Source organism: Cohnella sp. GCM10020058, from assembly GCF_042683485.1.
Classification (GTDB): domain Bacteria; phylum Bacillota; class Bacilli; order Paenibacillales; family Paenibacillaceae; genus Cohnella.
The window spans coordinates 383,356-396,634 of sequence record NZ_JBHUJV010000006.1; the positions used below are offsets into that span (position 1 = coordinate 383,356).

11 protein-coding genes are annotated in these 13,279 nt (G+C 60.2%); 7 read left to right on the top strand and 4 right to left on the bottom strand.

The annotated features are described in order from the left end of the window. Window positions 1–17 precede the first annotated feature (17 nt). From ACFSR7_RS10025 to ACFSR7_RS10035, 3 genes are all read right to left on the bottom strand, one after another. The gene (locus ACFSR7_RS10025; protein ID WP_378161058.1) at window positions 18–845 is read right to left on the bottom strand and encodes a carbohydrate ABC transporter permease; all 828 of its coding nucleotides are present in this window, start codon (window positions 843–845) and stop codon (window positions 18–20) included. Continuing rightward, a complete protein-coding gene (locus ACFSR7_RS10030) occupies window positions 845–1,729 on the bottom strand; it encodes a carbohydrate ABC transporter permease (protein WP_378122111.1) in 885 nt (294 codons plus the stop codon). Before ACFSR7_RS10030 ends, ACFSR7_RS10025 begins: the two co-directional genes overlap by 1 nt. A 231-nt stretch (window positions 1,730–1,960) precedes the next feature. Beyond that, window positions 1,961–3,319: an ABC transporter substrate-binding protein gene (locus tag ACFSR7_RS10035; protein WP_378161060.1), complete on the bottom strand. Its 1,359-nt coding sequence runs from the start codon at window positions 3,317–3,319 to the stop codon at window positions 1,961–1,963. Between the two features lie 219 nt (window positions 3,320–3,538). Here ACFSR7_RS10035 and ACFSR7_RS10040 point away from each other — a divergent pair, with 219 nt between their 5' ends. The 7 genes from ACFSR7_RS10040 to ACFSR7_RS10070 all read left to right on the top strand — a co-directional run bounded on the left by ACFSR7_RS10040 (window position 3,539) and on the right by ACFSR7_RS10070 (window position 12,461). Continuing rightward, the gene (locus ACFSR7_RS10040) at window positions 3,539–4,648 is read left to right on the top strand and encodes a Gfo/Idh/MocA family protein (RefSeq protein WP_378161062.1); all 1,110 of its coding nucleotides are present in this window, start codon (window positions 3,539–3,541) and stop codon (window positions 4,646–4,648) included. 69 nt (window positions 4,649–4,717) lie between these two features. Next, on the top strand, window positions 4,718–5,470 hold the full coding sequence (locus tag ACFSR7_RS10045; protein WP_378161064.1) for a sugar phosphate isomerase/epimerase family protein: 753 nt from the start codon (window positions 4,718–4,720) through the stop codon (window positions 5,468–5,470). Continuing rightward, window positions 5,467–6,615, top strand: a complete 1,149-nt coding sequence (locus ACFSR7_RS10050; RefSeq protein WP_378161065.1) for an oxidoreductase — start codon at window positions 5,467–5,469, stop codon at window positions 6,613–6,615. The genes ACFSR7_RS10045 and ACFSR7_RS10050 overlap by 4 nt, the downstream gene beginning before the upstream one ends. Window positions 6,616–6,640: 25 nt before the next feature. Then, complete coding sequence (locus ACFSR7_RS10055) at window positions 6,641–7,477, top strand: sugar phosphate isomerase/epimerase family protein (protein ID WP_378161067.1); 837 nt, start codon at window positions 6,641–6,643, stop codon at window positions 7,475–7,477. Window positions 7,478–7,735: 258 nt separating this feature from the next. Further along, window positions 7,736–9,496, top strand: a complete 1,761-nt coding sequence (locus ACFSR7_RS10060; protein ID WP_378161069.1) for a cache domain-containing sensor histidine kinase — start codon at window positions 7,736–7,738, stop codon at window positions 9,494–9,496. A 3-nt stretch (window positions 9,497–9,499) separates the two neighbouring features. Next, complete coding sequence (locus ACFSR7_RS10065) at window positions 9,500–11,038, top strand: response regulator (protein WP_378161071.1); 1,539 nt, start codon at window positions 9,500–9,502, stop codon at window positions 11,036–11,038. After that, a complete protein-coding gene (locus ACFSR7_RS10070; RefSeq protein ID WP_378161073.1) occupies window positions 11,031–12,461 on the top strand; it encodes an ABC transporter substrate-binding protein in 1,431 nt (476 codons plus the stop codon). The genes ACFSR7_RS10065 and ACFSR7_RS10070 overlap by 8 nt, the downstream gene beginning before the upstream one ends. 119 nt (window positions 12,462–12,580) lie before the next feature. Here the strand turns inward: ACFSR7_RS10070 and ACFSR7_RS10075 are convergent, their stop codons facing one another. Beyond that, window positions 12,581–12,970, bottom strand: coding sequence for a DUF3221 domain-containing protein (locus ACFSR7_RS10075; RefSeq protein ID WP_378161075.1), 390 nt, complete (start codon window positions 12,968–12,970; stop codon window positions 12,581–12,583). Window positions 12,971–13,279: the final 309 nt, after the last annotated feature.

Consider the following 13,279-nt stretch of genomic DNA (forward strand, 5'->3'; position numbering starts at 1 on the left):
CGTACCTCGAAGCGTTCCTACCCTTTGACCGCACCGGCCGTCATACCTGAAATTATATGCCGCTGCGCCAGAATGTAAAGGAGGAGGAGCGGAAATACCGTCATAAGGATATCGGCGAAGATGAGATTCCAGGATTGCAGGTAGGAGCCGTAAAAGTTGTAAACCGTCAGCGGAAGTCCCCACTTGTCGCCATTTGCGAAAAACAGCGGGATCTGGATATCGTTCCACGAGCCGACGAAGTTAAAGATCAACAGCGTCATCGTGACGGGCTTAAGCAGCGGGAAAATAATCCTGAAAAAGAGCGCGAGCGGACGGCAGCCGTCGATGATGCCCGCCTCGTCGAGCTCGGACGGAATGGTGCGGATAAATCCGGCGTACAGGAAGATGGACATCGGCAGGCCGAAGGTGGCGGATACGAGCACGAGACCGGTATACGTGTTCAGCAAATAGAGCTTGTCGAGCACGAGGTACGTCGGGATGAACGCTACGGGGACGATGAGCCCCACGATAAATATATAGTAGTAGATTTGCAACGAACGCCGGCGCGAGCGGGCGATGGCAAAGGAGGCCAGCGAAGCCAACACCAGAATAAGGACGACCGAGCCTACCGACAGAATCATTCCGTTCGCGAAGGCGCGTCCGACGTTCGCGCTCTCGAAGACGGTCCTGTAGTTATCGAACTTCAGGGAGGAGGGCAGCGAGACGCCGAATAGATTCGCTTCCTTGGCATCCTTGAGCGAATTGACGACGACCATCCACATCGGCACGATGTAAACCAGGCTGAACAGGAACGTTGCCAGGTAATAGAACGTTTTTCTCGACGGTTTTTTCCAATAGACATCCATTAATATTCCACTTCCCTTTTGCGGAGAAACGCGAGAATGCCCAGCGTGAGAATCATGATGATCGCGGTCGTCACGAGACCGACGGCGGAGGAATAGCCCAGGTAGCCCTGGCCGAAGCTCTTGTACAGGAACGTACCGAGCACCTGCGTCGCGTCCGCCGGGCCGCCGTTCGTCGTGCCGTAGACTTGAGCGAACACCTTGAGACCCGAGATGATGCTGAAAATAACGGTGATGTTGATCGACTGCATGAGCAGCGGCAGCGTAATGTGAAGCGTCTGCTTCAGCTTCGAGGCGCCGTCGATGCTCGCGGCCTCGTAGTATTCCTTGGAAATCGACTGCAGGCCGGCGATGAATATGCACATGTTGAAGCCCGTCCACTGCCATACCTCCATCGCGGAGATCGAGGTCATGGCGATTTTCGGATCGAACAGCCAGTCATTGGCCAAGCCGCCGAGGCCGACGGCCCGCAGCCCTTCGTTCAGAATGCCGTTCGACGGATTGTAGATGGCGACGAACACAATGGCGACGACGATCGAGCTGATCGTGATCGGCAGGAAGATGACGGAGCGTAAATAATTATTGTAGCGCGAGGGCTTGTGCACAAGCAGCGCCAGCAGGAAGCCCAGCACGTTTTTGACGATGACGGTGAGGATGGCGAAGTAAAACGTGTTTTTGACGGCCGTGAGGAAGTTGGCCTCCGTGAAGAGTCGCGTGAAGTTGTCGAGCCCGTTGAACCGGATGTCGTCGAAATAAAAAAGCGACCAGTCCGTGAAGCCGAGGACGAAGCTGGCGATGTTCGGCAAAATAAAAAAGACGAGGAAAAGAATAAAGGCCGGCATGACGAACCAGGCGGAATAATAACGGGACATGCTGCGGGATCTCATGGCAATTACCTTCTTCGTTCGTGGATTGTGAGCGTGGGGCGAGAGCGCCAGCCGCAGCCCGCCGCCTGGCGCGAACGCGAAGGCGGCTGCCTGCGGCTGCCCCCCGGCCTGCTCCGGACAGCCGGACGCAACTCCGTCGGTCGGGTCCGGCCGTTCGAGCGGCCTAGCGGCGCCGAAGGATCGGCATCGTCAGACGGGCTTCCTCAGACAGGCACCGTCTGACGGGCTTCCTCAGAATCCGGCCAGCCTGCGCGCCTTGGCGTCGTCGGCATAAGCCTTGTACCAGGCGTCGAGCGTATCCTTGACCGGCTTGCCCGCGAACAAACCTTGAATCTGCTCGTTGAAGCGGCCGTAGAACGGGTCGAGCTTCGGCGCGCCGCCGAAGCGCTGCGCGGTGAAGTCCGCGAGGCGCGGCAGGCTTTCGGCGTACCCGTTCATCTCTTCGTTGAACGGGCTCATTTTAAGATTGTAGCCTAGATCCTTGTATGGCGCGGAGCCCGGAGACAGCTCGTAGTACTTGGTCAGTACCGGCTGCGAGAGGACGGCATTCACGAATTGCTTGGCCAGATCCAGGTTGTCGCTGGCCGCGCTGACCGACATATAGGTTGACGATTGACCGTACAACACGTAGCCGTCTTTTTCGTCGTCCCACAGCGGCGTATAGGTCATGCCGATATCGGCGACCTTGTCCGGATAGTTCTGGGAAAGCGCAGCGTAGGTGGAGCTCATCTGCGCGTAGAAGGCGGCTTTGCCGTTCACGAGCGCCTCCTGCGCCATCGCGTCGGTGGCGGACATGTAGTCGTCGTTGATCAGCTTCTTCTCCTTGAGCGAGAGAACGTTGTCGAACAGCTTGACGAGCTTGGGATTGTCGGATGGCTTGGCCCCATTCGCGATCATCTTGTCGACGAACGACTCGTCGTTGACGAGCGGCGCGGTCATCGTCGTCAGCAGCAGAATCTGGGCGGTCCATACTTCCTTATTGGATATATAGACGGGCGTGACGCCCTTGGCCTTGATTTTCTCGGCGGCGGCGATAAAGTCGTCGTAGTTTTTGATCGGGAGCGTCACGCCTGCGTCCTGAAGCACCTTCTTGTTGTAAAGGAGACCCATGTTGGACTCGCCGCCGAGCGGCGCCTTCAGCACCTCGCCCTTGTCGTTGACGGTGAGCGGCTTGGTCGTGTCGGTAATTTTGTCGACCCAGTCGCCTTGGAGCGGCGCGAGATCTTTGGCCGATACGTCCGTCATACCAAAGTTATGGATGATGATATCGCCGGCGTTGCCCGTAGCGAGCTTCGTATTGACGATGTTCAGCATCTGGTCGTCGGGGAAAATGTCGTACTTGATCTTCACGCCGAGCTGGTCGGCGGCTGCCTGCATCGTCGTCTTCAGCGTATCGGGACCGTAGTCGCCGGAGCTCATCATGATGGTGAGCGTCTTGCCGGCATTGTCCGATGCGGATGCCGGGGATGAGGCTGCACCGGAGGCTGCGGGACTGGCTACATTGCCGCCGTTGCTGGAATTGGAACAGCCGGCGGCGAGCGTGGCGAGCATCGCGGCGGCGACTAGGGGAATGATGCGTTTTTTCTTCATGGACGATCGGATCCTCCCTTTATGTGTAAGCGCTTAATCAGCGTCTCGATGCGGCGTCCCGCAGCTGACAGAACCCATTATAGCCCGCGTTGAAAGCGCTTGAAATGGACGCGATTTCGATAAAAAATAGACTAATTTTGCATCTTGGGCATTCGCGCCGTTCCGCCATTGACTTCGATTCTGGCCGGTGTTACTAATGGATTTGGAAGGTGATGAGACATGGAAAAAACCAAAATCGGCTTCATCGGCTGCGGCGCGATCAGCGCGATCTATTTAAACAATTGTACTAAGATGTTCGGCATCTTAGAGGTAGCGGCTGTTGCGGACTTGGTGCCGGAGCTGGCCCGGCGCCGGGCGGACGAATTCGGCGTTTCCAAGGCGTGCTCGGTCGAAGAGCTGCTCGGTGATCCCTCTATCGAGATTGTCGTCAATCTGACTGCGCCTCATGCGCATACGGCCGTCAACTTGCAGATTCTCGAAGCCGGCAAGCACGTGTACGCGGAAAAGCCGTTCGCCCTGAACCGGGAAGACGCGGATCTGGTACTAAGCACGGCGGAAGCGAAGGGTCTTCGCGTCGGCAGCGCGCCGGATACGTTCCTCGGCGCGGGCCTTCAAACCTGCCGCAAGCTGATCGACGAAGGCTGGATCGGTACCCCGTATGCGGCGAGCGGCCAGATCCTGATGGGCAACGTTTTCGACGGCATGCACCCGAATCTCCCGAATCTACTGAAGCTCGGCTGGGATCCGCTGTTCGACATGGCTCCGTATTATATCACGGCGATGATCAACCTGCTGGGTCCCGTGCGCAAGGTTAGCGGGTCCGTCGGACAAGTAAATCGCAGCTTGACCGTCGCAAACCCGCATTCGCCGCGCTTCGGCGAAACGGTGCCGGTCGAAGCGCCGATGCACGCCTCGGCTACGCTCGACTTCGAGAGCGGCGCGATCGCTACCTTGCAGGCCGGCAAGGAAAGCTTCGGCTATTCGCCACGGCTGGAGATCTACGGCACCGAGGGCATCCTGTATGTTCCGGACCCGAATAACTTCGACGGTCCGATCCGGCTGCTTCAGCCTGACGGCCGGACGAGCGAGCTGCCGTTCACGCACGGCTTCGCGGACAACAGCCGCGGCGTCGGGCTTGCCGACATGGCCTACGCGATACGGTCGGGCAGGCCGCACCGGGCGAGCGGACGCTTGGCTCGGCATGCGCTGGACGTCACGCTCGGCATTTTCGATTCGTCGCGCGAGGAACGCCACGTCGCCGTGGAGGCGAAATGCGAGCGGCCGGAGCCGCTGCCGTTGGGACTGAAGTACGGCGCGCTGGATCGATAGGAAACGTTATCCGTATGCTGCTTTATGACTTTACAATGGTCCAACTTCATCGATAAGGACGTGAATAAAATGCCATTCCCCATTGCTTTGCAACCGTTTACGATTCGCGACGAGCTGGATCGCGATTACCTCGGCGCGTTCGAACGCGTCGCGCAGATCGGCTATGCCGCTGTCGAGATCGGCTCGCCCCCCGCAGGGATCGCGGTCGCCGACATGAAGGCACGATTTGACCGGATAGGCCTGCAGGTCATCAGCGCCCATGCCGGGCTCGAGCAGCTGACAGACGGACTGGATGCGCTTGCGGATTTCCTCAAGCTGTTCGACGCCAAGTATGCCGTGCTGTCGCATCGCTTCGACACGCGCGAGGAGGTGCTCGAGAGCGCCGCGCTGTTCAATCGGATCGGCGAAGCCTGCAGGGCGCGCGGGCTGCAATTTTTGTATCACAACCACGACTGGGAGTTCGTCCGATTCGGCGAAGAGACGGCGCTGGACCTGCTTCTGAGAGAGACCGATCCGGAGCTGGTGAAGATGGAGCTGGACGTCTATTGGGCCCAAAAGGGCGGTGTCGATCCGGCTGCGTATTTGCGCGGCCTTCGCGGGCGCTGCCCGCTGCTTCACGTCAAGGACATGGAGCCGGGAGAGGAGCGATTCTTCGCGGAGGTGGGCGAGGGCATCCTCGACTTCGGCGATATTTTGAAGGCGGCCGAGGAAGCGGGGACCGAGTGGCTCGTCGTCGAGCAGGATCATTGCCGGAGACCTGTTTTTGAATGCATCGAGACGAGCTATCGCAATCTGCAGCGGATGGGCGCGGTCCGCGAGTGAGCCTGGCGATAGAAGATAGCGGGCGGGTCGACGGGAGCGAGCAGAGTAAGGGAAGCGATGAGAGCGAGCGGAGCAAGGGAAGCGTCGAGCGCAGAGAGATCGGCGTCGGCCTGATCGGCTACGGCTTCGCGGGGCGCACCTTTCATGCGCCGGTCATCGCTTCTGTACCGGGGCTTGCGCTTCGATCTGTCGTGGAGCGCAGCGGAGAGCGGTCCAGGGAGCGGTACCCCTGGGTCCGCGTCGTAAAGGAAGCCTCAGATCTGTACGACGATCCGGCGATTGACCTGATTGTCATCGCGACGCCCAGCACGGACCATGTCCGCTTCGCGCGCGAAGCGTTGTCGGCGGGCAAGCATGTCGTTGTGGAAAAGCCGATCACACCCTCGGCGTCCGAGACCGATTCGCTTATGGCGTTGGCGAAGGCGCAAGGGCGGATGCTGAGCGTGTTTCACAACCGCAGATGGGACGGTGACTTCCTCACGGTCCGGTCGCTGCTTCAGCAAGGGCTGTTAGGACGGCCGGTCGCTTGCGAACTGCGCTGGGACGGCTACGATCCGGTCTTCGTCCCCGGCAATTGGCGAGAGGGGGACGGTCCAGGCACTGGCGTGTTCTACGATCTAGGCGTACACTTGCTGGACCAGGCACTCTGCCTGTTCGGCAAGCCGGAAGCAATCCGGGGAGAAATTCGCGTGGTGCGGGAGGGAGCCGTGGCGCCGGATTCTTTCGAGGTCGAGCTGACTTATCCTGACGGTCTGCGCGTGCTGCTTGGCTCCTCGCGGTACGCACGCGAGCCGCGACCTCGTTACGCGATGTACGGGACGGCAGGCTCGTACGTGAAGTACGGAACGGACCCGCAGGAAGCGGCGCTCATCGGCGGCGCCAGCCCCGGTGCTTCCGACTGGGGCAGGGAATCGTCGACTCAATGGGGCAGGTTGAACGCGCATGTCGGAAGTCTCCGCCTCGAAGGCCTTGTGGAGACGCTGCCTGGCGCCTATCAGGACTACTATCTAAACATTTACGAGCACCTGACTGCCGGCGCCGAGCTCGCGGTCAAAGCGGAGCAAGCCCGCGACGCAATCCGGCTAATCGAGCTTGCGCTGCGCAGCAGCGCGGAACGAAGGACGATCCGGATCGCGGACGAGTGAGGGTTAAAAGGGAGGAAGTTCAATTATGTTTCCATTTAAAGCGGCGTTGAACGCATCGACGCTTTTCCCGTTTGAGCTTGAAGTGCCGGAGCAGATTGCCGTTGCGGCGCGGGCGGGTTATGAGGGCATCGAGCTGTGGGTGCCTCAGATCCAATCATATCTGAGTGGCGGCGGAACGATCGCCGCGCTGCGGTCTTGCCTGGAAGGGAGCGGCCTCGCCTTCCCGAACGCGATCGCCTTCTTTAAATGGGCGGACGAGGATGAGGACGAACGAGAAGCGGCCCTTGCGCAGGCGGAGCGGGAGATGCGGCTGCTGGCCGAGCTGGGCTGCGGGGCGGTGGCCGCCCCGCCGTTCGGCGAAGTCGGGCGCGTGTCCGCTGATGAGCTGGCCGCGAGGTTCGCGCGCCTCGTCGAGCTGGGGCGGGGCATCGGCATCGAGCCGTACCTGGAGTTCTGGGGACGGGCGCCGAAGCTGTCTAGGCTGGCCGAAGCCCGCGACATTCTCCGCCGGAGCGGCGTGTCGGGCGGCAAGCTGCTGCTTGATCCGTTCCACATGTACACGGGCGGGAGCGCGATCGCCGAGCTGGACGCGTTGACGGGCGCCGAGATCGGCATCTGCCATGCCAACGACTATCCGGCTTCGCCTGGCGTGGAAACGATCGGCGACGGGGACCGCGTATTCCCGGGCGAGGGCGTCGCGCCGCTGCGGGAGGCCGCGAAAATTTTGCATCGGATCGGGTACGAGGGCTACTTGTCTCTGGAGCTGTTCGTCGCCGATTTCGGCGAACTGGCTGCCGACGAAGCAGCAGCTAAGGGACTGCAAGCGATGAGAGAAGCGTTCGACGTCGAATCCGAAGTGTGAGTGGTAGGGCTAGGGGCGGGGGAGCTGTGTGTTGGCCGAGTTGCCCGGAAAAACCGGCTAACTACGCCAATTACCCGGAAAAACCCGCTATTTCCGCACCAATCCAGCCTGCGCCTCCGCCACCTAAACCAAAAAAATCGGACATCCGCCCCTAAAAAATCCGGATGTCCGATTTTCTATGAATTCGTTTACAATTGAGGGAGAACTCGGCGGCCTGTCCGGCATTCGGCGATGACACGTTAAAAGGCGGTCGATTGGATGTTAGTCCATATGCGGCATGCGCTGCGACGCATGAGGCCGCGCAAGCTCCGTCTGCGGATCCTGCTGGCGATGGTCATGCTGTCCGTGCCGCCCCTCATTTTGCTCGGCTACATTTCCTACAACATCTCCAAAAACACGATCGTTCGCAATCATATGGACAACAACGAACACAACCTCAAGACGGCCAGCGAGGTGGCGGACCTGCTGCTGCGCAACGTCGTGAACATGCACCGCCTCATCCTGGCCAACGACCAGGTACGCGCGGACCTCAAGGCCGTCGGCGAGGACGGCGGGCGGATTCTCGACGTGCGCGCCGCGAACCGGCTGCAAAACGTGGTCGTCTCGAACCTGATCGACACGCGGCACATCGATTCGATCTGCCTGTTCGACCGCGGCTTCCACGCCGTCTGCTACGGCAGCACGGATGCCAACGCGGGCATCTACGCGAGTCCGCAGGGCAGGCTCGGCATCTCGGGCAGCGCTTGGTATCGCGAGGCGCTGGCGGCGAAGGGCCGGGAGCTCTTTTTCGCCTACAACGTTCTCCAGGCCTCTCCCGGCAGCGGTTCTTTTTCCAGCGTCAAAGTGCTCCGCGACCCGTCCGACTACGAGACGATCGGGCTGCTCGTCATTAATCTGAAAAAGTCGATGTTCGCCCAGGCGATGAACGACAATCAGGACAGTGGCTTTCTCGTGCTCGATCCGGCGGGCAGCCCCGTCAGCGTCGTCTATGCGCAGGATCCGGCACTCGTGCAGCGGTTCGGGGATGCAAACGGGGAAGAGGAGGCGTTCCACGTGCTTCATCGGATGGGCTACCTGACGATCGGCTATCGCAACGACACGACCGGCTGGACGTTCCTGCACGTCGTCAAGGCGAGTCGGCTGCTGCAGGATTCCACTCGGATCGGCCTCGCAACCGCCTGGTTCGCGGCTTTTATCGGCCTGATCGCGCTGCTGCTGTCGCTGTTCGTCTCCGGCAGTATCACCCGGCCCTTGCTGCAGCTGAAGAAGATGATGATCGACTGGTCGAAAGGAAACGGAGAACAGGCGCAAAGAACGGCCTTCGACGAGGATGAGGTCGGCGCGATCGGCGAGACGTTCCGGCGAATTTCCTCCGAAAACGTGCAGCTTAGCGAACGTCTCGTCCATTCGAAGCTCAAGGAGCGGGAGGCCGAGCTTCGTTCGCTGCAGGCGCAGATCAAGCCGCACTTTTTGTACAACACCCTCGATTCGATCTACTGGATGGCTGTCATCGCCAAGAACAAGGAGATCGCCAGCATGGCCGTCGCGCTGTCCGAGAGCTTCAAGCTGAGCCTCAACAAGGGCAAGGAGACGATCCCCGTCTTCAAGGAGCTGAGGCACATCGAGCACTACATGACGATTCAGAATCTGCGGTACAAAGGGCGCTTCCGCTACGTGGCGGAGGTCGAGCCGGCGCTCATGAGCCTGGAGATCCTGAAGCTGCTGCTGCAGCCGCTCGTGGAGAATGCCATCTACCACGGCCTCGAGCCCAAGATTGGGGAAGGCGAGGTACGCCTGACGGGCAAGCTGCAGGACGGCATGGCGATCTTCACGGTCGAGGACGACGGTGTCGGGATGGCGTCGCAGGAACAAACGCACGGCGGCTACGGTCTCGGCAACGTCCGGGAGCGGCTCGCGCTTTATTACGGACCGGACAGCGCCCTGACGGTGAGAACTGCGCCGGACGAAGGCACGTCGATCGAGATCCGGTTTCGCCCGCTGGACATCAAGGAGGGATGAGGCATGCTGCGCGTCGTGATCTGCGACGATGAATACATCGTCCTGGAGGGCTTGCGCTCGATGATCGAATGGTCCGACTACGACATGTCGCTTGTCGGTACGGCCGAGGACGGCAAGTCGGGTTGGGCGCTCATCCGCGAGCTGCGGCCCGATATCGTGATGACGGACATTCGGATGCCGGGCCTCGACGGTCTGCGTCTGATCGAGCTTGTGATGGAGGAAGCGCCGGAGACGGTCTGCATCGTGTTCAGCGGGTTTAACGAATACGAGTACGTGCGGACCGCGATGAAGCTCGGGGTCGTCGATTACCTGGAGAAGCCGATTACGCTGGAAAAAGTGGACGAGGCGCTGAGGCGGACACGCGAGCGGATCGGCGGGCGGGAGGAGCTGGCCGCGCTGCGGCGTGCCGCCGACGCGAGCCGGGAGGCGCTGCTCGAGCAGGCGACGCTGGCGCTGCTCCGGCGCGGTCTTGAGGCGCTCCCGCGTTGGCGCGCCTGCTTCGGCGAGGAGGAGGCGGACCGGGTGGCCGCCGTCACCGTCATCGCGGGAGAGGTGCCGGAGGCGGCGTTGGATGAGGCGCTGGAGCCGCTCGGCGCGGGCCGGACGGTGATCGCGGCCGATGGGGACGAGCGCCTTGCGGCCGTCTTTCATTTCGCATGCCCGGACGAAGCAGGCTGGGATGACGTGCGCTGCCGCATGTCGGAGCTGCCGGACGCGGTCGGCGCAGGAGGGATGTACAGCGGCGTCGCCGACGCCGTCCGCAGCCGGACCGAGGCGCTGCGCGCGCTGCGGTTCGCCCGCTTTATGGAGGAACGGGGCTTGACCCGATACGCGGACATCGCGGAGAGCGGCGTCTTTCCCGAAGGGCTGACGGATCGCGAAGAGGCGATATTGTTCGATATCCGGACGGGAGACAAGGAAGGGCTGCTTCGGGATCTGGACGCCTTCAGCAGGTGGATGGAGCAGGAGCGTCTCGATCCGGAGCTTGCGGAGCAGGAGATCTTGAAGCTGGCGTACGTCGGCCGTCGTTCGGGGCGTGAGACGGTGCCGGTCGCGCAGCGGGGCGTTATGACCGCAGCGGCGGTGTCGCATCGGGAGCTGGCCGGCATGCAGACGCGGGACGAGATGTTCCGCTGGCTTCGCGAGCAGCTGGAGACAGCCTTCGCCAAGACCGCCGAGGAGCGGCAGGCGTCCCAGCATACCGCGGTGGCCAAGGCGCTCGACTTCATCGGGCGGCATTTCCGCCGCGATCTGACGCTGCAGGAGGTTGCGGATCACGTCGGCATGAACACCACTTACTTCAGCCTGCTTTTCAAGGAAAAGACGGGTGCCTCCTATATCAAGCACGTCACGCGGCTGCGGCTCGACGAAGCGAAGCTGCTCCTGCGCGAGGGCAAGCGGGTCAACGAGGCGAGCGAGGCGGTCGGTTATTACAACTACAGGCACTTCACGGAGCTGTTCAAAAAGCACGTCGGCATGACGCCCGGCCAGTACCGGGACGATCCGGGCGCGCCGGCGCGGAAGGAGGCGGAGCATGGCTGAGCATGAAGAGGGACGCCGGGAGGGGGATCATGCGCGGCATCGGCCGGGATCGAGCGGATACCGGCTGCTGCGGAAGCCGCCGCTTCTGGGGCGTTCGCGCCGAGCCTGGCCACGATTGAAGCTGCCGCTGTTTTTGCTCGTGCTGCTCCTGCTGCCTGCTTGCGCCGGCGTATCGTCTTACGCCTCGGACCATCCGGTCGTGACCGATCCGACCCGCGTCATCCGTTACGTCTCCTCCAATCTGGAGTCGCAGCAGCCTCGCATCGTCAGCGAGCTGGCCCGGGACTACGAGCGGGAGCATCCTTCGGTCCGGTACGAATTCGAGAACGTCAACACATCCGACCTGCTGCAGCGGGTCCAGCTGCTGGCGGCGAGCAACGACCTCCCGGAGCTGTTCACCTACGAATCCGGCAAGCCGCTGCAGCAGCTTTCCGAGCATGGATTCGTGCTCGATATCGAGCAGGCTTTCGGAGAGCTGGGGCTTAGCGACGAGCTGAATCCGACCGCCGTCAAGCTGCTGAAGTCGATGACGGGCGGCAAAGGCTTGTACGCGCTGCCGCTCGAGATCAACATCGAGGGCTTCTGGTACAACAAGTCGCTGTTCGAAGAAAACGGCATTCAGGTGCCCGAAACCTGGGACGAGCTTCTTCAGGCGGCCGAAGCGTTGCAGCAAGCTGGCGTACAGCCCTTTGCCGTTGCAGGCTCCCAGAAATGGACGCTCACCCGGCTGATCAACGGGTACGTCGTGCGCAAATACGGCTTCGACGTCATGGCTCGCGTGAGCCGGGGCGAGCTCGACGTGACCGATCCGGGATTTGTCGAGGCGGCGGACGTCGTGCAGCGCATGGCGCTGCACGGTTACTTCGGCGACCACGTGAACACGACCGATCTGGACGAAGCGACCGCGACATTCCTGCAGGGCCGTGCAGCAATCTACTACACGGGGAGCTGGAGTCTGCGGGACTTCAACGACCCGAAGCAGAACCGCATCGGCGAAGACCGGATCGGCTTGTTCAATATCCCGCTCGTGCCGGGCGGCGCGGGCGGAGAAGGCGATTGGCTGCTCAACGCGGGGCTAACGACTTCCTTCTCCGCGGCCGGCTACGACGACGAGATGAAGCGGTGGATGAAGTCGGTGTTCTCGGATTACGGCAACAAAGCGATGAGCGAGATGGGCATCATTACCGGATTCAAGACGGATCGTCTCCCGCAGACGCTGCCGCCGCTCACCCAATTGGCGCAGAACAAGATCGACGGCGTCAAAAACGGCACGTTATGGTTCGAGGCGTTTTTTAACGCAGAGACGCAGGCGACCGCCTGGAACAATGCACAGCTGCTGGTGTCCAGCGCGAACTACACGCCGGCCATGTACATGGCTGATTTGCAGGTGGCGCTGGATAAGCAATTGCGGGACGGAAAGTAAGAAGAGGCGACCGGGAGGACCGGTCGCCTTCTTCATGAGCATCATATAATCGAATTCTGGCGGTCACCGCCAACGTCGCTCTTTCGTCCTCAGTTGCTAAACTATCGCCGATTCTAGGCTCAACTTGATTTTTCTATTTTAGTAGCAGTCGTCTGGACGATCCGACTATCCTCGTACATGCCATTCGTCCATACGTTTACGGAGTCTCCAACGTTTAACTGTGCAGTAATTCCCTTAGTAGAAATTTTATATATCTCAGGATCGTACTTGTCGATTAACTCATCAACCGTCTTTCCGGCGACATCCTTCTCCGTTAATCCGATTACAACAACAACGGACGATTTATCCTTCTCCACAATAATACCGTGAAAATCCATCTCTGCACCTGCTTGTGTTTGGATTACTTCCGACCCTGAAGCTCTATTATCAGAAATATCGGCAGTGCGGCTGCAGGCTATAAGAAAGAGGAGAGCACAAATAATCGAGGATGACTTCATATACCTTTTCATTTAACTTCTCCTATAAAAGTTATTATTTTCTTAACAGACGTACCCAGAGAGGAAAGGTTACTGAAAAATATCAAAAAACTTCCCTGGGTGTACCAGGAAAGTTTCGGTATTCATTTAATTATTTAACTAAGTTACAGGTGTTAGACCTAGACGGCTTTGTATATTTGTAAGTTGGCTATATGCCCGATAGGTAATACCGCTGTCTGCACATAAAGCAAAGGTTCCGAACTGAGAAGCCGCATTTATGAAAAAGAGGGGCGTAAAACTAACACAGCGATAAGTAACAAAACCGGTTACCGCAGAAAGAAC